A 22,697-nucleotide genomic window follows, 5' to 3' on the forward strand; every position below is an offset into this window, starting at 1 on the left:
TTCGGAAGCCGGGCCAGAGGGGGCGGAAGTCGGGTCAGAGGGGGCGGAAGTCGGGTCAGAGGGGGCGGAAGTCGGGTCAGAGCGTGACTCAGACGTGGCCGGCCGGGAGCAGCTCTGCGCGGCCGAAGAGCAGGCCGTAGCCGGAGGGCAGTCGGCTGAGCAGCCGGTCGAGCAGCTCGTCCCCGGCCATCTCCGCCACCGCGCCCAGGACCGAACTCACGTCCCAGCGCGCGGTGGCGGAGGTGGCCCCGCCCAGGCGCGCCGCGACGGCGTCGACGAACTCGGAGGCGGCCGGCGCGAGCGTCGGCGGGATGGGCCCGGCCAGGGCGGCGGCCGCCTCACGCGGCAGCCGGTGGGCCAGCTCCGCCCGCTCGGGCCCGGTCAGATGGCCGCCGAGGGCCGTCAGAACGGTCCGGGTGATCCGTTCGGCTTCCTCGCCGGTGGCGTACTGGCCGCGCTCGCGCACCTGCTCCACGAGTTCGCTCCACCGCATCGCGTGCATTCCTTTCCTGCTGAGCCTGGTGATGCTGCTGAGCCTGGTGATCCTGCCGGTCTTGCTGACCACGGCGGGGCCCCGGGCCGTTCGGCCGGCCCGGGGCCACCATGCGTGGGTCAGCCGCTGATCTGCTTGGGCCCGGAGCCGCCGCCCGTGATCTGGATCTTGCGGGGCTTGGCCTCCTCCGCGACCGGGATGCGCAGCGTGAGCACGCCCGCGTCGTACGAGGCGTCCACGCGCTCGGTGTCGAGGGAGTCGCCGAGGAAGAGCTGTCGGCTGTAGGTGCCCGTCGGGCGCTCGGCGGCGATCGTCTCGGCGCCCTCGGGGGTCATGGAGCGGCGCTCGGCGCGGACGGTGAGGACGTTCCGCTCGACATCGATGTCGATGCTCTCGGGGTCGACGCCGGGGAGGTCGAACATCACCACGAACTCGTCGCCCTGGCGGTAGGCGTCCATCTGGAGGGCCGCGGGCCGGGTCGCGGTGGCGCTGCCGAACATCTGCTGGGCGAGCCGGTCGAACTCCCGGAACGGATCGGTACGCATGAGCATCACAGGTCACTCCTTCCGTCTGGTGCACTGAGTGCGATGCCCTACGTCTTCTTATATAGCTCTCTCGAAGAAAATTGACAACAAGGGACTCAGGTTGTCCCCCAGGCCGAGAGAGTCAGGTTGTGACTGCCGAGGGTCAGGTCGTAATCGCGTCCAGGAATGCGTCGACGAGCGCCCGGTCGTGGGCATGGGTCAGCCGCTCGCGGGCCTCTTCCGGGGGCAGCCAGACGAGCTGGTCGACCTCATCGTTGGGGATGTTGGGGACGTTGGGGATGTTGGGGACGTTGGGGATATTGAGGATGTTGGGGATGCTGGGGGCATCAGGAATATTAGGAATGTTGGGGGTGAATCCATCGTCGGGCTCATCGGGCTCATCGGGCTCACCGGGCTCATCGGGGTAGCCGGGGACCGCCTCAGCCGCCCAGTAACGGACCTCCTTGGGCCGGCCCTTGACCGGATAGCGGACGGTGGGCAGCTCGGGCCCGGGGACACAGCGCACCCCGGTCTCCTCCCCCACCTCGCGCACCGCGCAGCGCAGCGCGTTTTCGCCCCGCTTGAGCTTGCCTTTCGGGTGCGACCAGTCGTCGTATCGCGGTCGGTGGACGAGCGCGATCTCCGGTCGGCCGTCGCGGGCGGAGCGCCGCCAGAGGACGCAGCCGGCCGCGCGGATCACCGGTTTCCCAGCCATGCGCGGACCTCCCTGTCACGGCCCGGCACCAGCACGCCGATGCGCCGAGAACGCCTAAGGCACCGAGAGCCCCTGAGACGCCTAGGACGCCGAGGACAGCGTCCGCTGCCAGATCCGGCCGAAGGCGAAGCGGGCGGCCTCGACCTCATGTCGTTGGTCGGCGTGCAGCACGCCGAGGGCGTAGGCGGTGGCAGGGGCGATCCGCGGGGTCCGGGCCGCGGCGGCCGCGGCGGCCGCCGCCTCGGCCGCGTCCCGGTGCCGCTCGAGGGCCTGCCCGGCGGCCAGCAGCCGCACCGACAGTGAGGGGGCGGCCTCCGCCGGTCCACTGCCGTCCGGCCGGTCCCCCGCGTCGAGCACCTCCAGGGCGTAACGCCGCAGGCGCAGCAGCCGCCGCACCTGGTGCCAGGGCGCGTCCTGCCGCTCGCTGGCGGGCGGGGCGTCGGCGGCCGGGGTGGCGGCGAGACCGTGGATCAGCGCCTCCGCGTTGTACGGATGCCCGGCCCGCCCCAGCGGCAGCGCCTCGACCGCCTCGGCCAGCCGCCGCTGCGCCAGCTCCGCGAGCGGCGGCAGCGCCAACTCGGCGGGGCGGGCCGCGGCGGCCTCGTCGAGAGGGACCTCGGAGGCCAGGAGCGCGACCGCGTCAGCGACCGCGTGGAAGCGCGAGGAGCCAAGCGCCTGCAGGGCCGCGGTGTGCGCGCGGGTCCGCGCGAGGGTGAGCTGGCGCTCCAGGAGCGCCCCGGCCCGTGCGGCCCCGACGGTCAGAACCCCGCCCCGGGCCTCGTCCGCGCCGCCGCCCTGCCGCGCACCCGCGCCGCCGCCCGGCCGCTGGTGCGTCCGGTCGCCACGCGGCGTGGCCGCGCCGGGGTCGAGCCGCTCGTGCTGTTCCTGCTGTTCCTGCTGTACGTGCTGTTCCCGCCGCTCGGGCTGTTCCTGCTGTACGTACTGTTCCCGCCGCTCGGGCTGTTCCTGCTGTACGGGCTGTTCCTGCTGTACGTACTGTTCCCGCTGCTCGCGCTGTTCCCGCCGCTCGGGCTGTTCCTGCTGTACGGGCTGCCCCTGCCGCTCGGGCCCCAGGGCCCCCGGCCCGCCCGCCGGCCGGACCGCGGCGTCCGCCGCCTGCCCCACCTGCCCCCTCTGGCCCGCCTGCCCCCTCTGCCCCGCCTGCCCCGCCTCCGCCGTGCCGCTCGCCGCATCGCTGCCGCGCGGGCCAGGCGTACCAGACGGGCCAGGGCTAGGCGTACCGGGAGGCATACCGGGCGGGTCCTGCGGGGCGTCGGCCGTCAGCGAGACGCTGCGGCGTGCCACGCGGGAGGGGCGCTGGACCGGCGCGTCCCCCACCGTCCCGCGCCCCGCCATGCCAGGCGTCCCCGGCGCACCCCCCGGCGCACCCCCCGCCGCGTCCGCCGCGTCCGCCGTGTCCGCCGGGGCGCCGGCGCCCGAGAGCCGGTGCAGGGCGCCGCGCAGCCGGGTCAGGCGCGCCGCGTACGCGTGCTCCAGCGCGAGCGTGCCGGACAGCCACGCCAGCTCGGAGCGGAGGTGGTCGGCCCAGGCGGTGTCGGTGAGCGGGCGGTAGACCCACAGCACGCCGCTGATGCGCCGCGCGCAGCGGCGCATCAGCCGGGCGGCCTCGGCCGCCTCCTCGGCGTCCACCCCGCTGTCCCGCTGCTGCCGCAGGCTCCGCAGGAAGTCCCCGGCCTGGGCGTTCAAGTACCAGGACAGCGCGTCGCCCGCCGTCGCCGTCGCGAGCGCCGGCCCGGCCGTCGCCATGTCGGCCCCCATCACACCGTCCGTCATGTCGTACCCCCCAGGGCCGAGGGCAGCGGCGGGTAGAGCACCGTGCGACCGGCCGGCCCCCGTAACCCCGACCGGCGACGACAGATCATGTCGCTGTACCACGCCGTCGCCTCCGGGCGTCTATGAGCATTTCCTGTACGTTCCGCAGCGGCTGTCCTTCGGCGTCCGTCGCGTGCCGCGTCCACTCGCCGTCCGGGCCCAGGTGCCAGGAGGCGGTGGAGTCGGACATGCCGGTCTCCAGCAGCCGGTTGAGGGAGGCGCGGTGGGCGGGGTCGGTGACCCGGACCAGCGCCTCGATCCGGCGGTCCAGATTGCGGTGCATCATGTCGGCGCTGCCGAGCCACACCTCGGCCTCCCCGCCGTTCCCGAACGCGAAGACGCGCGAATGCTCCAGGAACCGGCCCAGGACCGAGCGGACCCGGATGTTCTCCGAGAGCCCGGGGACCCCCGGCCGCAGCGCGCAGATGCCCCGCACCCACACGTCCACCGGCACGCCGGCCCGTGAGGCCCGGTAGAGCGCGTCCACGATGGCCTCGTCGACCATCGAGTTGACCTTGATCCGCACATACGCGGGCCGCCCCGCCCGGTGGTGGGTGACCTCCCGGTTGATCCGGGTGATCAGCCCGTCGCGCAGCGACCTGGGGGCGACCAGCAGCCGCTGGTAGTTCTCCCGCCGGGAGTAGCCGCTCAGCCGGTTGAACAGGTCGGACAGGTCGGTGCCGACCTTCGGGTCGGCGGTCAGCAGCCCCAGGTCCTCGTACAGCCGCGCCGTCTTCGGGTGGTAGTTGCCGGTACCGACGTGGCAGTAGCGGCGCAGCGTGTCGCCCTCCTGGCGGACCACCAGCGACAGCTTGCAGTGGGTCTTGAGGCCGACCAGGCCGTAGACCACGTGGCAGCCGGCCTCCTCCAGCTTGCGCGCCCACTTGATGTTGGCCTGCTCGTCGAAGCGGGCCTTGATCTCGACGAGGACCAGCACCTGCTTGCCGGACTCGGCGGCGTCGATGAGCGCGTCGACGATCGGCGACTTGCCGGAGGTGCGGTAGAGCGTCTGCTTGATCGCGAGCACGTCGGGGTCGGCGGCCGCCTGCTCCAGGAAGGCCTGCACGGAGGTGGAGAAGGAGTCGTACGGGTGGTGCAGCAGCACGTCCCGCTCGCGCAGCGCGGCGAAGATGTCGGGCGCGGAGGCGGACTCGACCTCGGCGAGGTCCCGGTGGGTGCCGGCCACGAACTTCGGGTACTTCAGCTCCGGCCGGTCCAGCGCGGCTATGCCGAACAGCCCGGTCAGGTCCAGCGGGCCCGGCAGCGGATAGACCTCGGCCTCGGAGACCTTCAGTTCGCGCACCAGCAGGTCGAGCACGTACGGGTCGATGGACTCCTCGACCTCCAGGCGCACCGGCGGCCCGAAGCGGCGCCGCAGCAGCTCCTTCTCCAGCGCCTGGAGCAAGTTCTCCGCGTCGTCCTCCTCGACCTCCAGGTCCTCGTTGCGGGTCACCCGGAACATGTGGTGCGCCAGCACCTCCATGCCGGGGAACAGCTCCTCCAGGTGCGCCGCGATGACGTCCTCCAGCGGCACGTACCGCTGCGGGGATGCCTCCAGGAACCGCGAGAGCAGCGGTGGGACCTTCACACGTGCGAAGTGGTCATGGCCGCTGACCGGGTTGCGCACCACGACCGCGAGGTTGAGGGAGAGCCCGGAGATGTAGGGGAAGGGGTGCGCCGGGTCCACCGCGAGGGGGGTGAGGACCGGGAAGATCTGCTGGCGGAAGAGCGTGAAGAGGCGGGACTGCTCGTCCTCGGTGAGGTCGGGCCAGCGGATCAGGTGTATGCCCTCGTCGGCGAGCGCGGGGGCGACGTCCTGCTGGTAGCAGGCCGCGTGCCGGGCCATGAGCTCGCGCGACCGGGTCCAGATCAGGTCCAGGACCTCGCGGGGCTGCAGCCCGGAGGCGGAGCGGGTGGCGACGCCGGTGGCGATGCGCCGCTTGAGGCCCGCCACCCGCACCATGAAGAACTCGTCCAGGTTGCTGGCGAAGATCGCGAGGAAGTTCGCCCGCTCCAGCAGCGGCGTGTTCGGGTCCTCGGCGAGCTCCAGCACCCGCTCGTTGAACGCCAGCCAGCTCCGCTCACGGTCCAGGAACCGCCCCTGGGGAAGCTCCTCCCCGTCCACGTCCACGCCGTCCACTTCGTACGCGTCCAGGTCGCCGTCCAGGTCCGGGTCCAGGTTGCGGACCGGCGGCGCGGCGACGGCGTGCGGCCGGTGCGCCGCGATGGAACCGACCGAGGGCTGGGGCTGCGGCTGCGGGTGGGGCTGCGCGTGGACGGATGCCTGACCGCTGGAGTGGTTCATGTCCTCATTGTTCCGCGCCGAGGGCGGGAACGGCGTCCCCGGAGACTGTGCTGGAGCGGCACGGAGCCTCCGGTTCGAGGGGGTCGGCACGGCGGGCTGCATTCAGCGATGCTCGCAACCGAGTTTGAATCGCCGGTAACGGAGACATGGCGCGTAGGAAATCGGGATCCATCTCGCAGGCGTCACGGCCGACCGCGTTACCGTCGGCGGGCCTCCGCCGGGCCGACTGCGCAGTTCTCCGGGCCGCCCCCGCAGTTCCCCGCGCAGCGCCCCGGGCCGACCGCGCAGCTCCCCCGGCCCGGCCGTGCAGCTCCCCGGCCCGCCGTCAGGTCCCCGTCACATCTCCGTTCAGATCTCCGTCACGTCTCCGTTCAGGTCCCCGTCACGTCTCCGTGCGATACATGAGATCCGTCTCGTACGTCGTAAAGCCCAGCCGCCCGTATACGGCGACGGCGGGGAAATTGTCGGCGTCCACGTACAGCATCGCGGTCGGCAGCCCGCGGCCCGCCAGGTGCCGCAGCCCGATCGCGGTGAGCGACCGTCCGAGTCCGCCGCCCTGGGCATCGGGCCGCACCCCCACCACGTACACCTCGCCCAGCCGCTCCTGCGCGTGCACCTTCGTCCAGTGGAAGCCGACGATCTCCCCGCCCCGCTCGGCCAGGAAGAAGCCCTCGGGGTCGAACCACGGCTCCCCCATCCGGTCCTCCAGGTCGCGCCGGTTCAGCGAGCCCTGCTCGGGGTGGTGGGCGAAGGCCGCCGCGTTCGCCGCCACCCAGGCGTCCTCGTCCTCGCCCGGCCGGAAGGTCCGTACGGTCACGCCCTCCGGCAGCACGGGCTCGGGGATGTCCAGGGTGTCCAGCGGGTCCAGCGGCCGACGCATCTGCCGCAGCTCCCGGAACAGGGTCAGCCCCAGCACCTGCGCGAGATGGCGCGCCGAGGAGTGCCCGCCGTGCGCCCACACCCGCAGCCGCTTGCCCGACTCGCGCAGCAGCGTCACGCCGAGCGCCCGCCCGTGGCCCTGCCCGCGGTGCGCCGGGTGTACGACCAGTTCGGCGGCCGGGGCCTCCACCGGGTCGGTGTCCTCCAGCTGCGCGTACCCCACGAGTTCCCCGCCCGGCTCCTCGCGCAGCAGCAGGTGGCGCACGCCCTCCCGCCGCCCCCGCAGCTGGAGCCGCCCCTGCTCGGACACGGCCTGCTGCCCGTCCGTGCGCGCGGACTCCGCGACGAGCCGCAGCACGTCCTGCGCCACGGCGGGCGTCACCTCGTCGAGGACATCGATCCGGCGGGCGCCGGCCGCCTCGTTCAGCACGTCATTCATGGTCCCGAGCCTACGGCCCGGCCCTGACCGGACAGGCCCCACACGCACGCCCCGACCTCGCGCACCCTCCCGGGGGCGGCGCCCCGCCGTACGGCCGAACGGGTGAGCCCCTGCCCCGGGTAGGCCCGCCGGCTACGCCCCGCCGACTGCCCCCACCGACTGCCCCCACCGGCAGTCCCCACCGGCCGCCCCCGCCGACAGTCCCCACCGGCCGCCCCCGCCGACTGCCCCGCCGCTAACCCCCGTCGGCCGCCCCCGCCGCTTACCCCCGGCGGTTACCCCCTCCCCACCCGGTTGCGCCCCCTCCCCACCCGGCTGCGCCCCACCCCACCCGGCTGCGCCCCACCCCACCCGGTCCCGGCTGCGCCCCCACCCCACCCGGCTGCGCCCCCACCCCGCCGGTTGTCCACGCGCAATCAGCTCGTAACCCCGAGCCCCCTGCCCCGCTACGCGCGTTGACCGTATGCTGCCGCCGTCGCTCGACCATCGCACAGAACCGTTGCACAGACCCGTACAGAGGGGACCCCATGCCAGGGATAGCTCAACGGCCCCGCGCAGCCCGCCGGTTGACCGCCGCGGCGGCCGTGCTGGCGGCCGCGGCCGGGATCATGTCCGCCGCCGGCCCGGCGGGCGCGGACCCAAGCGCCCCCGCGAAGCCGCACCCAGCCCGCACGGTCGATGTGCAATTGCTGTCGTTCAACGACCTCCACGGCAACCTGGAGCCCCCGCAGGGCTCCTCCGGCACCGTCACCGAGACCCAGCCGGACGGCACCACCAAGGCCGTCCCGGCGGGCGGCGTCGAATACCTCGCGAGCGCGCTGCGCACCGCACGCAAGGGCCACCCGTACTCCGTCACCGCCGCCGGCGGCGACATGATCGGCGCGAGCCCGCTGCTGTCCGGCCTCTTCCACGACGAGCCGACCATCGAGGCGCTCAACAAGCTCGACCTGGACGTCACGGCCGTCGGCAACCACGAGTTCGACGAGGGCCGCGCCGAGCTGACCCGCATCCAGAACGGCGGCTGCCACCCCAAGGACGGCTGCTACGAGGACGGCAAGACCTTCCCCGGCGCCGACTTCCCCTACCTCGCCGCGAACGTCACCGACGAGAAGACCGGCAAGCCCATCCTGAAGCCGTACACCGTCTGGAAGCACAACGGCGTCAAGATCGGCTTCATCGGCGTCACGCTCGAAGGCACCCCCAACATCGTCACCGCCGAGGGCGTCAAGGGCCTCAAGTTCCACGACGAGGTCGAGACGATCAACAAGTACGCCAAGGAGCTCAACCGCAAGGGCGTCAAGTCGATCGTCGCGCTCATCCACGAGGGCGGGCTCCCGGCCTCCTCCTCGTACAACTACGACTGCGACAGCGGCGGCCCGGGCTCCGGCATCTCCGGCCCGATCGTCGACATCGCCAAGAACGTCACCCCGAAGGTCGACGCCCTGGTCACCGGTCACACCCACCAGGCGTACGCGTGCACCATCCCGGACCCCTCCGGCACCCCGCGCACCGTCACCTCCGCCGCCTCCTTCGGCCGCCTCTACACCGACACCACCCTCACCTACGACCGCCGCACCGGCGACATCGTCCGTACGAAGGTGAAGTCGGCCAACCATGTCGTCGACCGGCAGCAGCCCAAGGCCGCCGACATGACCTCCCTCATCGGCCGCTGGAACAAGCTGGCCGCGCCGATCGCGAACAAGCCCGTCGGCTACGTCTCCGCCGAGATCCCGGGGCGCGGCTCCACGGCGTACGAGTCCCCGCTCGGCGACGTCATCGCCGATGCCCAGCTCGAAGCGCTCTCCCCCGCCGACAAGGGCGGCGCCCAGCTCGCCCTCATGAACCCCGGCGGCATCCGCTCCGACCTCGCCTACGCGGCGTCGGGCAGCGAGGGGGACGGGGTCGTCACGTACGGCGAGGCGTTCACGGTGCAGCCCTTCACTAACATGATGAACGTCATCGACCTCACCGGCGATCAGCTCATCACCGCCCTGAAGCAGCAGGTCAGCGGCTCCAACCAGGCCTCCCCCAAGATCCTCCAGGTCTCCCGGGGCCTCACCTACACCCTCGACCTCACCAAGACCGGCGCCGACCGCGTCGTCGCCGACTCGGTGAAGCTGAACGGGGAGGCCATCGACCCGGCCAAGACCTACCGCGTCGCGATGAACGAGTTCCTCGCCGGTGGCGGCGACGGCTTCCCCGCCTTCAAGGAGGGCAAGAACAAGCTGGTCGGCGCCTCCGACCTGGAGGCCTTCACGGCCTACCTCACCGCGCACTCCTCCGCCTCCGCGCCCCTGGCACCCCCGGCGGCGGACCGCATCAAGATCGTGCGGTAACGCCCCGAGCGCGCTGAGCCCCACGGACCCGGCCCGGCCCCCCATCGACCTCCGGTGGCGCCGGGCCGCGTCGCGTGTGCCGCCGCTATCTGACGTGGTCGAGACGGCCCGCCTTGGCGCCACGTATGAAGTCGCGCAGAGCGGCGGGGGTTGTGCTCAGGATGGTCTCGGGGTCGTCGCTCTCGCGCAGGACGATGACGCCGTCGGAAGCGGCGACGTTCACGCAGTTACCCGCGTCGCCGCTGTAGGAGGACTTACGCCACAAGTACGTGGACATGCTTTTACCTTTCACATGCTGCGGACAATGCCATGAATGAAGTCCCGGGACGCCGCCGGATCGAGCGCGGTCGCCTCCATCCGTTTCAGAACGGCCCGGTACTTGGCCAACTCCGGTTCGGCGTCCATGAACTGGGTTCCCTGAGCGGAGTCGAGCTGGACTGTGTCGAGTTGCGGCACGGGGCCGAGCACGTAGTCGAACGACTGCCCAGTACCGGGGAAGGTCCCGCCGGCGAACGGAATCACCCGAACGGTGACGGTGTCCATCTCGCTCATCGCGATGAGGTGTTCGAGCTGTGCACGGACAGTAGCCTGCCCTCCGAACTCCATCCTGAGAGCGGCTTCATGAATGAGTGCCGTGTACGGCACCGGGTTGTCCCCATAGAGAATCGCCTGCCTCTTCATCCGATGCGACAACCGATGCTCCACTTCGTAGGCCCGCAACGGTGGAGCCACCTCCCCGATCACCGCACGGGCGTAGTCCACCGTCTGGAGGAGGCCTGGAATGTGGATGACCAGCGCGACGCGCAGTCCGCGCGCCCGATGTTCCAGCTCGGCCATGTCCGCGAAGCTCGCCGGGAGGTGCTCCCGGTACTCGTCCCACCAACCCCGAGAGCGTCCACCTGTCATGTCGGCCAGAGCATCGGCCAGTTCGTGATCGACACAGCCGTAACTCCTGGCCATCGCCCGAACCCGATCGCCGCTCACCGAATAACGACCCGCTTCGATCATGCTCACGCGAGCCTGCTGAACGCCCAGGAGGGCGGCTGCTGCTGTAGAGGACAAGCCCGCACGCTCACGCAACTTGCGCAGTTCGGCACCCAGGCGGCGGGACTTGATCGTCGGGTTGTTGCTCGTAGCCATCCGTCTCCCCATCACCCACACGAGTTGAATCGTGAGCTATAACGCCAGATCGCTGTTAGATCTAACATCACTTGCCCTACCGTGTGAGCCAAGCCACTCAACTCCACCCGACCGAGGGAGACTCGCATGGCCACCGTATCCCCACAGGAGACCGACTCGGCGCCGTCCGACCAGCCGTGGACGTACACCCTCCGGCTCCCCAACGACCCCCGTGCCGCCCGTATCGCGCGGGTCACCCTTCGCGCGGTCCTCTCCGGCCACGGCATGGCCGAGCTGGCCGAGACCGCCGAACTGCTCACCAGCGAGCTGGTGACCAACGCCATCCGCCACTCCGACGGCCCCGCCCAACTGCGCCTGCGCCATCTCTGTGAGAGCCGCCTCCGGGTCAGCATCTGGGACACCAACCCGACCATCCCCGCGCCCTTCGACACCCCGCCCGGCCGTCTCGACCGCCTCACCGCCCTCGCCGAAGCCGCCGCCAAGGCCGACGACACCCACGGCCGTGGCCTGCTCATCGTCCGGCTCTGCGCGGACAACTGGGGTGGCTACCCGCTCGCCGACGATCTCTTCGGCATCAGCGGAAAGCTCCTGTGGTTCGAGCTCACCCCGCTGCGCAGCTCGTTCGACATCGCAGCCTGATTCGCTGTGGCACGCACCGAGTACTACGACCGTTCAGCGCGGAAGCACCCAGTCCGGCCTCCAGGTCCCGGGCGCGTCGTGGCCGGTGACGGTGGTGGCGAGGTGGGCGCGGAGGGTGGGCAGGGCGGGGTGGGGGTTGTCGCGGTGCCAGAGGAGGGAGTGCGGGTAGACGGGCGTCGGGTCGGTGACGGGGATGCGGCGCAGGCCGTGGCCGGCGGGCCAGACGAGGCGGGTCTGCTCGCTCATGAAGGTGGCCAGGGCCGGGGTGTCGGCGACGGTGTCGATGAGCACGTCGGAGCCGAAGTTGGGGCCGGTCGCCTCGATGGTGAGGCCGAACTCGGCGACGAGGTCGTCGTAGTACGCGGCCCATTCCGTACCGGGGACGATGCCGGGCATCCAGATCCGGTGTCCGACGAGCTGGGCAACGGTCACCGAGCGGGCGGAGGCGAGCGCGTGGCCGGGGCCGGTGAGGAGCTGGAGCGGCTCGTCGAGCACCCGGACGGAGTCGATGTCCTCGGGAAGGGGCCTGCCGGGTGCGGCGACGGCGCGGAAGGACGCGTCGATCGCGCCGGAGCGGAGGGCGGAGATGGCCGTCTCAATGTCGAAGAGCATCACCACGTCGAGGTCGATCTCGGGGTGTGAGCGGTGGAAGCCGCGCATCAGACCCGTCGCCGCGCCGCGCGAGGCGATCACGTCGACGCGCAGGGGCCGGCGGCCGGTCCGTACGGACGCGACGGCACGCTCGGCGGCGCGCAGCAGCTCCCGGGCGTGGGGCAGGAACGCCTGCCCGTCGATGGTGAGCTCGGCACCGCGCGGCGTGCGGGTGAACAGCCGCACGCCGAGGTCGCGCTCCAGCGCGGCGATCCGCTTGGAGACGGCCTGCTGGGTGACCGCCAGCTCGGCGGCGGCCTCCTGGAACTGCCCCGCCTCGGCGGCGGCGACGAAGGTCCGGACGGTGTCGAGGTCCATGCGGACACCCTACGGATACAACCACTGGTTGTGGCGGGACGGCCTCGTGGTTGTTTGATCCCGCGCTATGGCGCTCGCTTTGATGCTTCCGATCGCGGATCGGTTGTGCGGGTGAAGGCGAGGGGCGCATGGGAAGCGGGCATCGGTTGGGGCGGCGGTTCGGCTGGCTCTGGGGAGCGTACGGGACCAGCGCGCTCGGCACGTGGCTGGCCTTCGGCGCGTTCCCGCTGATCGCCATCCAGGTGCTGCACGCCGGACCGGCCGAGGTCGCCGCGCTCTCCTCCGTGGGGGCCGCGGTGGGCGCGGCCGTGGCGGTGCCGCTCGGCCCGTGGGTGGAGTTCCGCCGCAAGCGGCCGGTGCTGATCGCGATGGACCTGGTGCGGTTCGCGGCGCTGCTGACGATCCCCGCCGCGTACGCGCTCGGCACGCTCACCTTCCTCCAGCTCCTGCTGGTGTCGGTGGTCGTCGCGGCGGCCGACATCACCTTCCGCGCCGCCTCGGGCGCGTACCTGAAGACACTGCTGCCGGCCGAGGACCTGCTCGTCGCCAACGCCCGGCTCGAGTCCACGACCTGGACGACCACGATCATCGGCCCGCCGCTGGGCGGCGCGGCGATCGGGCTCCTCGGTCCGGTGGCGACGGTGGTGGCCGACGCGGTCAGCTATCTGCTCTCCGCGCTCGGCATCCGCGCGACGGGCGGGCAAGAGCCGCCGCCCGAGCGGCGGGAGGCGACGCCCGAGCACCGGGGCGCCGCGCCCGAGCACCGGGAGGCGGCGCCGGAGCGGCGGGAGGCCGCGCCCGAGCGGCGGGAGGCGACGTCGGAGCGGCGGGAGGCCGCGCCCGAGCGGCGGGAGGCGACGTCGGAGCGGCGGAAGGCGACGCCAGAGCGGCGGGAGGCGACGTCGGAGCGGCGGAAGGCGACGCCCGAGCACCGGGACGCCGCGCCCGAGCACCGGGAGGCGGCGCCGGAGCGGCGGGAGGCCGCGCCCGAGCGGCGGGAGGCCGCGCGCCTGCGGGCCGGGGACCTGCTCGACGGCTGGCGGTACATACTCGCCGACGCGGCGCTGCGCCCGCTGTTCTTCAACACGACCCTGTTCAACGCCCTGGTGATGGCCGCCCAGCCGCTGATGGCCGTCCTGATGCTCGGCCGGCTCGGGTTCGAACCGTGGCAGTACGGCCTCGCCTTCGCCGCGCCCTCGATCGGCGGGCTGCTCGGTTCGCGGCTGGCCCGGCCGCTCGTCACCTGGTACGGGCAGCATCAGGTCCTGGTGGTGGTCGGGACGCTGCGCGCGCTCTGGTCCGTCGGCCTCGCCTTCACGGGGCCCGGCACCGGGGGGCTGCTGCTGGTGATGGGGGTCGAGCTCGGGCTCATCTTCTGCTGCGGGGTCTTCAACCCCGTCTACGCCACCTACCGCCTCGAACGAACCCCGACCGACCGGGTCACCCGTACGCTCTCCGCGTGGGCGGTGACGACCAAGGCCTCGACCGCGCTCCTGACGGCCGTCTGGGGCGTGCTGGGCGGTCTGCTCGGCCCGCGCACGGCCATCGGCCTGGCCGGCGTACTGCTGCTGGCGACCCCGCTGCTGCTCCCCCGGCAGGACCACACGCCCCAGCGCGAGCCGGAACCGGCCCGCAGCCGCACCTGACAGCCACAAAGCGCCGGCACACCTGACACCCGCAAAACCACCGGCACACCTGACACTCCACAAAAGTGCAGCCGGACCTGACACCGCAAAACCGCAGCCACACCTGACACCGCACAGAAGCGCAGCCACAACCCCAACCCCTGAAACCCGCGAAAAGCCCCCACAAACAGCCCCCACAAACAGCAAGGAGAACACTCGCGTGAGCACCACCCCCGCCCCCGCCCTCGGCCCCGCGCACACCGCCCTTCTCGTCATGGACTTCCAGCCCGCCATCCTGGCCGGTCTGCCCGAAGGCGACCGCGAAGCCCTGCTCGGCCGCGTGGAAGGGGCCATCGCCGACGTACGCGCCGGCGGCGGCACCATCGCCCACGTCCGCGTCGGCTTCACCGAGGCCGACTGGGACGCGATCCCGGACACCAACAAGTCCTTCGCCCCGGTCGCCCAGCACCGTGTCATGCACCACGAGGACCCTGCCGCCGCCCTCCACGACCGCCTGGCCCCCCGGGACGGCGACATCGTGGTGCGCAAGACCCGTTACGGCGCCCTCTCCACCACCGACCTCGACGAGCGGCTGCGCGAGCGCGGCATCACCACTCTGGTCGTCTCCGGCATCACGACCAGCGGCGTCGTCCTGTCCACCGTCATCGACGCGGCCGACCGCGACTACCGGCTCTACGTCCTTTCCGACGGCGTGGCCGATCCCAACGCCGAAGTCCACGACGTCCTGCTCCACCAGGTCTTCCCGTCCCGGGCCCACCTCATCGACACCGCCGAGCTGCGCACCCTGTTCCGGACCGGCTGAAGGGGGCCGCCAGGCGCGGTTACCCTTCGCCGACGCGGAGGCCGCCGCGGAGGCCGCCGCGCCCGGCGCTGATGGAGGCCGTACTCCCCAGCCGTCCGCCCACGGCGAGCGGGTCCGCGGTTCCGCGGTTTCACTCAGCCGACGGTGTCGGGGACGGCTGTCATCTCCACCCGGGCGATGCCCTGATCCAGGAAGGTGGCCAGGTTGTGGGCCTCCTCTGCGACAGCTTCCCGTTCCTGAGGAGAAAGGGGCCGCAGGGGCGTGACGCTGATCTGCCGGTCGCGCACGGTCCACGTGGCGGCGACGCGTCCGTCCACGAGCACGGCACGCTGACCTGAGACGGACAGGCCGAGGTGGGCGTCGTCGATGATGCGGCTGCGGTCGCGGTAGCCGAGGATCGCGTTGTCGAAGGCCGGGAGGAACCGGACGGGAGCGGGCGTGTCCGGGGACGGGCGTGGCGCGTCGGGCAGGTCGATGAGTTCCCGGCCGCGTTCGTCACGGAAGGTGATCAGCTCGTCCCGGATGGCCTTGACCGCGGCGGGCAGACCGGCCAGACCGCTCCAGGCGCGGATGTCCGCGGTGGCGGCGGGCCCGTAGGCGGCGAGGTAGCGGCGCACCAGTTGCTGTCCGACCGGGTCGCTCGCGTCGTCGGGCAGCGGCGCGGGGTCTTGTCCGAGCCAGGTGGCCAGGGGCAGATTCCGCACGCCGGCCTTCGTCTGCCACAGACCGCGCGGGGGAAGCTGAGCCATCGGGATGAGCGCGGCGACGAGGAGTTCGCCCAGGGCGCGGCGTGGCGGGCCGGGCCAGCGGTCCTGGAGTGCCTGGACGAGGGCGCTCATGGTGCGGGGTTGCTGGTCGGCCATCACCGCTCGGCCGGCTGCCGCGACTTCGTCGGGGTCGATGCCGGCGAGTTCGCGTCGGTAGGTGGCCAGCACCCGCTGGCGCAGCATCGTGTCGTGGCGGGCCCGCCAGGCGAGGGCGTCGTCGCCGGTGACCAGGTGAACAGTGCGGCGCATCAGGTGAGTCCGTACGACGTGCCGATCCGTCAGTGCCTGATCGAGTCGGTCGGGCGCGAAGGCGTGCAACCTCGACCACAGGCCGGTGAAGGGTTCATGCGGTTCCTGGGCCTGCAGGCCGCACAGGTGGGCCACCGCCGCCTCGACCGGAGCGGTGGTGCGCGCGAGCAGGTGCTGACGGGCCAGGGTCGCGCGGTTCAGAGCGCGCATGCTGAGGATGGTCATGAGTCTTTCAGGCCGCGGCACGCTCGCCGATCGGGCGGCGGCGGAGTACGGATCGGGTGAGGGAGGGCGGGACATAGGAGACGTCCAGCGGGCCGAGGTCGGTGCCGGGCGGGACGATCGCGTCGATCCGGTCCAGGACCGCGTCGTCGAGCGTGCGGGTGGCGCCGGCCAGCAGATCGTCCAGTTGCTCCATGGTGCGCGGTCCGACGATCGCGGACGTGATGTCCGGGTGGCTGGTGGCGAAGGCCATGGCCAGGTGGGTGAGGGACATGCCGGTCTCCTCGGCGACGGGCAGGAGCCGTTCGACGGCGTCCAGCTTGCGTTCGTCGGTGAGGTGCTGGGGAACCCACCGCATCCGGGCGTTGTTCCGCGGCACGGCGCCCTTGCGGTAGCGGCCGGTGAGCAGGCCCATGGCCAGGGGGCTCCACACGAGAACGCCCATGCCGTAACGGCGGCAGGTCGGCAGGATCTCGCGCTCGATGCCGCGGTTGAGCACGGAGTAGGTGGGCTGCTCGGTGCGCAGCCGGTGGAGGGCACGCTGCTGGGACACCCACTGGGCCTCGACAATCTGTGAGGCCGGCAGGTTGGAGGAGCCGATCGCGCGGACCTTCCCGGCACGCACCAGGTCGCTGAGAGCGGAGAGCGTCTCCTCGATGTCCGTGTGCGGATCGGGGTGGTGGATCTGGTACAGGTCGAGGTGGTCCGTCCGCAGCCGCCGCAGCGAACCCTCGACCGCCGTCATGATCCAGCGGCGTGAGCTGCCGCTGCGGTTGGGGCCCTCGCCCATCGGCCCATTGAACTTGGTGGCCAGCACCACCTCGTCGCGCCGCCCCCTGAGGGCCTTGCCCACGATCTCCTCGGTCTCGCTGTAGCCGTACACATCGGCGGTGTCCACGAAGTTGATGCCCGCGTCCAACGCGCGGTGAATCATGCGCGCGCACTCGTCGTGGTCCTGATTGCCGTTCCTGCCGAACATCATGGTGCCCAGGCAGTAGGCGCTGACCTCGATCCCGGTACGCCCGAGCTGTCGCATTCGCATGGTTTCCTGTGCCCTTTTTCCGGTTCGGAGGTGGATCAGCCGACGTACGGGGCTCAGCCGATGTACCGGGATCAGCCGACGTACGAGGCTCAGCCGACGTACGAGGCTCAGCCGTTGTACGGGACCGCCACGTCCAGGACCCAGGTCACGCCGAAGCGGTCGGTGAGCATGCCGTACAGCGGTGCCCACTGCGACGGTTCCAGGGGCCGCACCACCGTCGAGCCCTCTGCCAGCTTCTGCCACAGGGCGCCGATCTCGTCCGTGTCATCGCCGCGCACGGAGACGAAGAACGGGTTGCTGCCCCGGTCCCAGGGCAGCTGGGAGGGCACGTCGTACGCCATGACGTGGAAGCCGTTGTCGCCCGCCACCTCGCCCCACACCACCCAGTCCGCCTCGTTCTCGTTCTGCACGGTGCCCATGTCCTTGTACGTGATGGCGGCGATGCGCCCGCCGAAGACGGACTGGTAGTAGTCCAACGCCGCCCGCGCGTCGCCCTGGAAGTTCAGGTGGGTGGTGGTGGTGACGGACATCGCCTTCTCCTTGCTCGCAGTTCGGCGGGGTGGGGCGCCGCCACAGCGCTGGAATCTTGCGACGGCAACCTCGTGACCAGGGGCTATGGCCTCTCTGGCGGATCTTGAAACCCACCATTCCACGGGCAGCGGACAGGTTGTGTCCTGTACTGGGGACAGAATGCCGAACATGCAGAAGACGTCCTCGCGGCTGCTCGCGCTGCTCTCGCTGCTTCAGACGCCTCGCAACTGGTCGGGTGACGACCTCGCCGAGCGGCTCGACGTCACCCCGCGCACGGTGCGCCGCGACATCGACCGCCTACGGGAACTGGGCTACCCGATCCGCGCTTTCAAGGGGCCCTCCGGCGGCTACCGCATGGGGACCGGCTCGCCGTTGCCCCCGTTGCGGTTCGACGACGACCAAGCCGTCGCCCTGGCCCTCGCCCTGCAGTCAGCCGCCACCAGCCCAGCGATCGGCGAGGACGCCGCACGGGCCCTGTCCACCATTCGCCAGGTCATGCCGTCCCGTTTGCGTCAGCGCGTCGACATGTTGCAGATCACCGCCGTCACATCGCCCGGGGTCGGCAACGCCTCCCCGGTCGGCACGCAGCTCCTCATGGAGGTGAGCCGCGTCATCCACTCCCGTGAGGAGCTGCGCTTCGACTACCGACACGATCCCACCGGCCCCGCCCGCCCCGCCGACCCCGCCGGCCCCACCGGCCCTGCTGAGCACCCCCGCCGGACACAGCCCCACCACCTCGTCACCTGGCGCGGCCACTGGTACCTGATCGCCTGGGACCTCGACCGTGCCGACTGGCGCGTCTTCCGCGCCGACCGCATACGCCCCCGCACCCCGACCGGCCCGCGCTTCACTCCCCGCGATCTCCCCGGCGACGGCGTAGCCGCGTTCGTCACCGGCCGGTTCCGCGGAACTGACGGCTCTACGGCCGACTGGCCCTGCCGCGGCGAGGTCATCCTCAACCTCCCCGCGCGGGCTGTGGCCCCCTTCGCGCAGGACGGCGTCGTTGAGGAACTCGGCCCCGACCGCTGCCGCCTGTCCCTCGGTTCCTGGTCGTGGACGGGTCTTGCCGCCACTATCGGCCGCTTCGACACCGACATCCAGGTCATCGGTCCACCACAACTGGCCGATGCGTTCGCCGAACTCGCCGCGCGCTACGCCAACGCCGCAGGCCCGACCCGAGGGGCACCGGACCCGGACAGCGATACCTCGCGCTGAGGCACGCCGCGTCAGGCCGCCAATGCTCGCAGCTATGGGTCTGGGTTGTGTCGCAGCAGTACGGAGTTGGGTGGAGTTCCGGGTTCCGAACTGTCACTCGATGGGATGGAGATGGGGCGGCGACCTGGTTGGATTACGGAGAGTGAGGGAGAATGGAGGTGTTGGGCCCGCCGGGGGAGGCGGGTGCTGAGCGCATCACTGGGGGGTGATCGCCATGGGGGGCACGGCTACGACCACTGCCACGGAGGCCGCTCGTCCGGCTCCGGGCGCAGGTGCGGATCCGGGGCCAAGTGCAGTTCCGGGCCCGGGTGCAGTTCCGGGCGCAGGCGCGGTTCCGGGCGCAGGTGCAGCTCCGGGGCCGGGTGCAGCTCCGCGTCCTGCTGCGTCTGTGGGTTCGGCTTCGGTTGCGGTTCCGGGGTCGCCGGACGAGTGGGCTGCCTACCTGGCCCAGACGGCGCCGGGGCCGCAGACGGCTTTCGTACTACAGACGTTGGAACCGGAGAGGCTGTCCCACGCGGGCCGGGTGGACGCGCTGAAGGCGCTGGAGCGGCATGCGGCGTGGATCCAGGCGCAGCAGGTCCACCTTCTCGCTGCTCTGGATGCCGATGCGCAGGCTGCGTTGCCGGAGGGGAAGTGGAACGAGAGCATTGAGGGTGAGTGGAACTTCGCGTGTGAGGAAGTGGCCTGTGCGCTGAAGCTGTCGGGGACGACGGCGGCCAAGCGGCTTCAGGTGGCCCGGGAGCTGGACAGGCATTATCCGACCACGCTGGGCATGCTGGAGCGCGGGGAGATCTCGTATATGCAGGCGGTGGCTGTCACCGAGGCCTGTGCTGTGTTGGATCCGTTGCTGGCCGCCCAGGTCGAAGCCGCTGTGGCGCAGAAGATGCCGGGGTTGGCGACTGGGCAGACCCGGCGTGCGTTGGCCCGGGAGATCGTGCGGGCGGATCCGCAGGGGGCGGAGGAGCGGCATCGGAAGCGGAAGCGGGGGCGGCAGTTGGTCCACTATCCGCAGGACGACGGCATGGCGATGTGGGGTGCGATTCTGCCTGCCGAGCAGGCCGCCCGCATGAACCAGGCGGTGGACGCGCATGCGGCCACGCTGCCGGATGAGGGGCGGACCCTGGAGCAGAAGCGGGTGGATGCCCTGTTCGATCTGGTCGTCAACCGCACCGCCACCGTCGGTACCACCGGCACCGGCACGAGCACCAGCACCGGCAGCACCCGCACTGAGCAGGCCTCGGGTGGGCGGTCGGCGGCTGTCGTGCAGGTCACCGTGCCGCTGGATGTGCTGATCGGAGAAAGTGAGGGGCCCGCCCAGTTGAAGGGGTACGGGCCGATCACGGCGGGGCAGGCGAGGGAGATCGCGTTCGCGGAGGGGACGATCTGGCGTCGCCTGATCATCGAGCCGAAGACCGGGATGCTGGTCAAGACGGATCCGACGACGTACAAGCCGACGGCGGAGACGGAGCGGCATGTGCTCGCCCGGGACGGCCGGTGCACCTTCCCCACCTGCCAGATGCCCGCCCACCGTTGCGACCTCGACCACATCCAGCCGTTCGACCATGACAACCCGGCGGCCGGTGGACAGACCGTGCCGGAGAACCTGGGCCCGTTGTGCCGACGGCATCACCTGATGAAGACCCACCACCCCGGATGGCAAGTGACCCGGGACCCCGACACGGGGGTCACCACCTGGACCGCACCCACCGGCCACACCTACACCAACCCGCCCCACAACTACCTCGAATAGCCGCCCATTCGGCAGGATCCGTGATCAGCTCAGCCGGGAGTCCCCGAGTCCGGCGGTCAGGACGCTCCCGTAGAGCCCGCCCCCGTGGAGCCCGCCATCCCGGACCCGGACTCGGCACCGGCACCGGCGCCGGCCCCGGAGGCCTGCGGCGTCTGCGGCCCGGTGCGCAGGCCGGCGAACAGGTCGTCTTCCGGAAGGGTGACCGGGAGGTGGGAGCGGGCCAGGTGGTAGTCCTCGGTGGACCAGACCTGCCGTTCGATGTCGCGGTCGTGGAGCATGAACCCGGCGTGGGGGTCGATCTGCGTGGCGTGGGCGAGCAGGGCGCGGTCCCTGGTCGCGAAGTACTCGGCGCACGGGACGCGCGTGGTGATCTCCAGCCCGGCGGGCTCGGCGGGCAGTTCGTCCAGCACGGCCCCCATGGCCGAGTCGAGCCCGCGCGCGGTCATGGCGTCGTGGAGGGTCTGGAACCACGCGCGCGACAGTCCGCCCTGGTAGTAGAGCTTGAGGGGCCGCCAGGGCGGGCCCGCCTCGGGGTGGCGGTCGGCCTGGCCGGCCGCGTCGAAGGCGGCCACAGTCACCTCGTGGGTCCTGATGTGGTCCGGGTGGGGGTAGCCGCCGGTCTCGTCGTAGGTGACGACGACATGGGGGCGGAACTCGCGGATGAGCGCCACCAGCCGCCCGGCCGCCTCCTCCAGGGGCCACAGCGCGAAGCAGCCGTCGGGCGGCGGCTCGCCGGGGGCCAACAGGCCGGAGTCGACGAAGCCCAGGAAACGCTGCTGGACGCCGAGGATCCGGCGGGCCTCGGCCATCTCGGCGCGCCGGATCTCCGCGAGGTTCTCCCGTACGCCGGGCCGGTCCATGGCGGGGTTGAGCACGTCGCCGCGCTCCCCGCCGGTGCAGGTGACCACCAGCACCTCCACGCCCTCGGCCGCGTACTTGGCCAGGGTGGCCGCGCCCTTGCTCGACTCGTCGTCGGGGTGGGCGTGCACGCTCATCAGGCGCAGGGTCATATGGGCCTCCGGTGGGTGAAGTCCGCCAGGCGGCGGAGGAAGGTGGTCGTGGTGGGAAGGGGCGGGCCGGTGAGCACGGCCAGGTGGAAGGCGTGCGGCATACCTTCGTAGATGTCGAGGACGCAGTCGGGCGCCGCTTCGGCGAAGCGCTTGGCGTCGTCGAGCAGCACTTCGCGCGACCCGGCCGCGAGAAGCAGCGGCGGCAGTCCGGACGGATCGCCGTGCAGGGGCGACTGGGGCGCCCGGTCAGGCGGCGCGCCGGCGAGGTATTGGCGGGCGACCCGCTCCAGCACCGCCCGGTTGATGAGGTCCAGCCCGTCATTGGCGTCCAGCGACGGGCCGGAGAGGGTCAGGTCGGTCAGCGGGGACACCGCGACCGCCCTGGGCAGCGGTTTTCCGGCCGTCTTGAGCGCCAGCAGGGCCGACAGGACGAGGGTGCCGCCCGCCGACTCGCCGAACAGGACGATGTCGGGCACGCCGTGGGCGAGCAGGCTCTCATGGACGGCCAGCACGTCCCGCAGTGCGGCCGGGTAGGGGTGGGCGGGGGCGAGGCGGTAGTCGACAGCGAAGACCGGGCGGCCGGTCGCCCGGGACAGGTGAGAGGCCAGGAGCCGCTCCGCCCGCGGCTCGGTGTGCGCGAAGCCGCCGCCGTGGGCGTACACCAGGACCCCTGCTTCGGTCGCCGGGCGTCCGGAGGCGTTCACCCACTGGCCGGATCCCATGCCCGCGCTCGGGAGCGCGGGCATGGGGCCGGCGTCGCCGGGGAGATCCGGCGCGCCCTCGTCCGGCAGCCGCAGTCGCAGTCGCAGTCGCGCCATGACGGCCGCGATCTCCTCGGGTGTGGCGGGAATCTTCATGGACGGATCTCTTCAGCGGCCCTTCCTGCCGCGCGGCGGCCTGGGCGCCACGGGCCTGGGGAGGGGGCGGACATAACGGATCGGCCAGTCGTAGCGGTCACGGTTCTTGCGCGACGGGGCCGGGGGCGTGATGCGCAGGTTCAAGCGGGCTCCTCTCGATCGGTCGCGGTCGCGGTCGGCGACTGCGTGTCTGCGTCTCTGGTCTGTCTGGTCTGTCTGCGTCTCTGGTCTGTCTGCGTGTTCGTGCTGTCTGCGTGTTTGTGCTGCCTGCGTGTTTGCCGGAGACAAACTTAGGTCTGACCTAGATTTAGGTCAAGCACTTTTTTATGGCCGG

Annotated in this window: 20 protein-coding genes and 1 pseudogene; 6 read left to right on the forward strand and 15 right to left on the reverse strand. The window is 71.7% G+C overall.

Annotated elements, in window-relative coordinates; all coding sequences use genetic code 11:
- Positions 1–88 precede the first annotated feature (88 nt).
- The 7 genes and pseudogenes from ABFY07_RS37510 to mshD form a co-directional block, all read right to left on the reverse strand.
- A complete protein-coding gene (locus tag ABFY07_RS37510; protein WP_346178769.1) occupies positions 89–565 on the reverse strand; it encodes a DUF2267 domain-containing protein in 477 nt (158 codons plus the stop codon).
- 47 nt (positions 566–612) lie between these two features.
- Positions 613–1,044: an Hsp20/alpha crystallin family protein gene (locus ABFY07_RS37515; RefSeq protein ID WP_346178770.1), complete on the reverse strand. Its 432-nt coding sequence runs from the start codon at positions 1,042–1,044 to the stop codon at positions 613–615.
- Between the two features lie 136 nt (positions 1,045–1,180).
- Positions 1,181–1,732, reverse strand: a complete 552-nt coding sequence (locus tag ABFY07_RS37520; RefSeq protein WP_346178771.1) for an NUDIX hydrolase — start codon at positions 1,730–1,732, stop codon at positions 1,181–1,183.
- Positions 1,733–1,813: 81 nt separating this feature from the next.
- Positions 1,814–2,983, reverse strand: a complete 1,170-nt coding sequence (locus tag ABFY07_RS37525) for a CHAD domain-containing protein (RefSeq protein ID WP_428837075.1) — start codon at positions 2,981–2,983, stop codon at positions 1,814–1,816.
- 186 nt (positions 2,984–3,169) lie between these two features.
- Positions 3,170–3,526: pseudogene (locus ABFY07_RS43305) on the reverse strand (CHAD domain-containing protein); the annotation flags it as partial.
- An 85-nt stretch (positions 3,527–3,611) separates the two neighbouring features.
- Complete coding sequence (locus ABFY07_RS37530; protein ID WP_346178773.1) at positions 3,612–5,870, reverse strand: RNA degradosome polyphosphate kinase; 2,259 nt, start codon at positions 5,868–5,870, stop codon at positions 3,612–3,614.
- A gap of 382 nt (positions 5,871–6,252) precedes the next feature.
- Positions 6,253–7,188 carry a mycothiol synthase gene (gene mshD / locus ABFY07_RS37535; RefSeq protein ID WP_346178774.1) on the reverse strand — a complete coding sequence of 312 codons (936 nt, stop codon included), beginning with the start codon at positions 7,186–7,188 and terminating at the stop codon, positions 6,253–6,255.
- 527 nt (positions 7,189–7,715) lie between these two features.
- Here mshD and ABFY07_RS37540 point away from each other — a divergent pair.
- Positions 7,716–9,524 (forward strand): bifunctional metallophosphatase/5'-nucleotidase, encoded by a 1,809-nt coding sequence (locus tag ABFY07_RS37540; RefSeq protein ID WP_065961128.1) that lies wholly within the window; start codon positions 7,716–7,718, stop codon positions 9,522–9,524.
- An 85-nt stretch (positions 9,525–9,609) separates the two neighbouring features.
- On the opposite strand, the gene ABFY07_RS37545 is transcribed toward ABFY07_RS37540, so the two are convergent.
- Together ABFY07_RS37545 and ABFY07_RS37550 are read right to left on the reverse strand one after the other, a co-directional pair.
- Positions 9,610–9,801 carry a DUF397 domain-containing protein gene (locus ABFY07_RS37545; protein ID WP_065961129.1) on the reverse strand — a complete coding sequence of 64 codons (192 nt, stop codon included), beginning with the start codon at positions 9,799–9,801 and terminating at the stop codon, positions 9,610–9,612.
- A gap of 11 nt (positions 9,802–9,812) precedes the next feature.
- Positions 9,813–10,664 carry a helix-turn-helix domain-containing protein gene (locus tag ABFY07_RS37550; RefSeq protein WP_346178775.1) on the reverse strand — a complete coding sequence of 284 codons (852 nt, stop codon included), beginning with the start codon at positions 10,662–10,664 and terminating at the stop codon, positions 9,813–9,815.
- A gap of 126 nt (positions 10,665–10,790) precedes the next feature.
- Between ABFY07_RS37550 and ABFY07_RS37555 the strand changes: the two genes are divergently transcribed.
- Positions 10,791–11,303 (forward strand): ATP-binding protein, encoded by a 513-nt coding sequence (locus ABFY07_RS37555; protein ID WP_346178776.1) that lies wholly within the window; start codon positions 10,791–10,793, stop codon positions 11,301–11,303.
- Positions 11,304–11,336: 33 nt separating this feature from the next.
- Here the strand turns inward: ABFY07_RS37555 and ABFY07_RS37560 are convergent, their stop codons facing one another.
- Positions 11,337–12,272, reverse strand: coding sequence for a LysR family transcriptional regulator (locus ABFY07_RS37560; RefSeq protein ID WP_346178777.1), 936 nt, complete (start codon positions 12,270–12,272; stop codon positions 11,337–11,339).
- 128 nt (positions 12,273–12,400) lie between these two features.
- Here ABFY07_RS37560 and ABFY07_RS37565 point away from each other — a divergent pair, with 128 nt between their 5' ends.
- Both ABFY07_RS37565 and ABFY07_RS37570 read left to right on the forward strand, forming a co-directional pair.
- Positions 12,401–13,918 carry an MFS transporter gene (locus ABFY07_RS37565; protein ID WP_346178778.1) on the forward strand — a complete coding sequence of 506 codons (1,518 nt, stop codon included), beginning with the start codon at positions 12,401–12,403 and terminating at the stop codon, positions 13,916–13,918.
- 199 nt (positions 13,919–14,117) lie between these two features.
- Positions 14,118–14,720: a cysteine hydrolase family protein gene (locus ABFY07_RS37570; protein ID WP_346178779.1), complete on the forward strand. Its 603-nt coding sequence runs from the start codon at positions 14,118–14,120 to the stop codon at positions 14,718–14,720.
- Positions 14,721–14,854: 134 nt separating this feature from the next.
- On the opposite strand, the gene ABFY07_RS37575 is transcribed toward ABFY07_RS37570, so the two are convergent.
- The 3 genes from ABFY07_RS37575 to ABFY07_RS37585 all read right to left on the reverse strand — a co-directional run bounded on the left by ABFY07_RS37575 (position 14,855) and on the right by ABFY07_RS37585 (position 17,530).
- Positions 14,855–15,961, reverse strand: coding sequence for a winged helix DNA-binding domain-containing protein (locus ABFY07_RS37575; protein WP_346178780.1), 1,107 nt, complete (start codon positions 15,959–15,961; stop codon positions 14,855–14,857).
- 7 nt (positions 15,962–15,968) lie between these two features.
- Positions 15,969–17,000 carry an aldo/keto reductase gene (locus ABFY07_RS37580; RefSeq protein WP_346178781.1) on the reverse strand — a complete coding sequence of 344 codons (1,032 nt, stop codon included), beginning with the start codon at positions 16,998–17,000 and terminating at the stop codon, positions 15,969–15,971.
- Positions 17,001–17,107: 107 nt separating this feature from the next.
- Positions 17,108–17,530 (reverse strand): VOC family protein, encoded by a 423-nt coding sequence (locus tag ABFY07_RS37585; protein WP_346178782.1) that lies wholly within the window; start codon positions 17,528–17,530, stop codon positions 17,108–17,110.
- Positions 17,531–17,699: 169 nt separating this feature from the next.
- Between ABFY07_RS37585 and ABFY07_RS37590 the strand changes: the two genes are divergently transcribed.
- Both ABFY07_RS37590 and ABFY07_RS37595 read left to right on the forward strand, forming a co-directional pair.
- Positions 17,700–18,746 (forward strand): helix-turn-helix transcriptional regulator, encoded by a 1,047-nt coding sequence (locus ABFY07_RS37590; protein WP_346178783.1) that lies wholly within the window; start codon positions 17,700–17,702, stop codon positions 18,744–18,746.
- Positions 18,747–19,269: 523 nt separating this feature from the next.
- Positions 19,270–20,496, forward strand: a complete 1,227-nt coding sequence (locus tag ABFY07_RS37595) for an HNH endonuclease signature motif containing protein (RefSeq protein ID WP_346178784.1) — start codon at positions 19,270–19,272, stop codon at positions 20,494–20,496.
- Between the two features lie 56 nt (positions 20,497–20,552).
- On the opposite strand, the gene mca is transcribed toward ABFY07_RS37595, so the two are convergent.
- Positions 20,553–21,506 (reverse strand): mycothiol conjugate amidase Mca, encoded by a 954-nt coding sequence (gene mca, locus ABFY07_RS37600; protein WP_346178785.1) that lies wholly within the window; start codon positions 21,504–21,506, stop codon positions 20,553–20,555.
- A complete protein-coding gene (locus tag ABFY07_RS37605) occupies positions 21,503–22,363 on the reverse strand; it encodes an alpha/beta hydrolase (protein ID WP_346178786.1) in 861 nt (286 codons plus the stop codon). The genes mca and ABFY07_RS37605 overlap by 4 nt, the downstream gene beginning before the upstream one ends.
- Positions 22,364–22,697: the final 334 nt, after the last annotated feature.

This window comes from Streptomyces sparsogenes subsp. cuspidosporus (assembly GCF_039532705.1).
GTDB lineage: Bacteria > Actinomycetota > Actinomycetes > Streptomycetales > Streptomycetaceae > Streptomyces > Streptomyces sparsogenes.

What these genes read in the sequence shown, in the direction of transcription:
- ABFY07_RS37560 (WP_346178777.1), bottom strand. Translation starts at nt 12,272, where the DNA reads ATGGACCTCGACACCGTCCGGACCTTCGTCGCCGCCGCCGAGGCGGGG.
- ABFY07_RS37575 (WP_346178780.1), bottom strand. Translation starts at nt 15,961, where the DNA reads ATGACCATCCTCAGCATGCGCGCTCTGAACCGCGCGACCCTGGCCCGT.
- ABFY07_RS37585 (WP_346178782.1), bottom strand. Translation starts at nt 17,530, where the DNA reads ATGTCCGTCACCACCACCACCCACCTGAACTTCCAGGGCGACGCGCGG.
- ABFY07_RS37605 (WP_346178786.1), bottom strand. Translation starts at nt 22,363, where the DNA reads ATGAAGATTCCCGCCACACCCGAGGAGATCGCGGCCGTCATGGCGCGA.
- ABFY07_RS37565 (WP_346178778.1), top strand. Translation starts at nt 12,401, where the DNA reads ATGGGAAGCGGGCATCGGTTGGGGCGGCGGTTCGGCTGGCTCTGGGGA.
- ABFY07_RS37590 (WP_346178783.1), top strand. Translation starts at nt 17,700, where the DNA reads ATGCAGAAGACGTCCTCGCGGCTGCTCGCGCTGCTCTCGCTGCTTCAG.
- ABFY07_RS37540 (WP_065961128.1), top strand. Translation starts at nt 7,716, where the DNA reads ATGCCAGGGATAGCTCAACGGCCCCGCGCAGCCCGCCGGTTGACCGCC.
- ABFY07_RS37555 (WP_346178776.1), top strand. Translation starts at nt 10,791, where the DNA reads ATGGCCACCGTATCCCCACAGGAGACCGACTCGGCGCCGTCCGACCAG.
- ABFY07_RS37525 (WP_428837075.1), bottom strand. Translation starts at nt 2,983, where the DNA reads ATGCCTCCCGGTACGCCTAGCCCTGGCCCGTCTGGTACGCCTGGCCCG.
- ABFY07_RS37550 (WP_346178775.1), bottom strand. Translation starts at nt 10,664, where the DNA reads ATGGCTACGAGCAACAACCCGACGATCAAGTCCCGCCGCCTGGGTGCC.
- ABFY07_RS37580 (WP_346178781.1), bottom strand. Translation starts at nt 17,000, where the DNA reads ATGCGAATGCGACAGCTCGGGCGTACCGGGATCGAGGTCAGCGCCTAC.
- mca (WP_346178785.1), bottom strand. Translation starts at nt 21,506, where the DNA reads ATGACCCTGCGCCTGATGAGCGTGCACGCCCACCCCGACGACGAGTCG.
- ABFY07_RS37520 (WP_346178771.1), bottom strand. Translation starts at nt 1,732, where the DNA reads ATGGCTGGGAAACCGGTGATCCGCGCGGCCGGCTGCGTCCTCTGGCGG.
- ABFY07_RS37530 (WP_346178773.1), bottom strand. Translation starts at nt 5,870, where the DNA reads ATGAACCACTCCAGCGGTCAGGCATCCGTCCACGCGCAGCCCCACCCG.
- ABFY07_RS37515 (WP_346178770.1), bottom strand. Translation starts at nt 1,044, where the DNA reads ATGCTCATGCGTACCGATCCGTTCCGGGAGTTCGACCGGCTCGCCCAG.
- mshD (WP_346178774.1), bottom strand. Translation starts at nt 7,188, where the DNA reads ATGAATGACGTGCTGAACGAGGCGGCCGGCGCCCGCCGGATCGATGTC.
- ABFY07_RS37545 (WP_065961129.1), bottom strand. Translation starts at nt 9,801, where the DNA reads ATGTCCACGTACTTGTGGCGTAAGTCCTCCTACAGCGGCGACGCGGGT.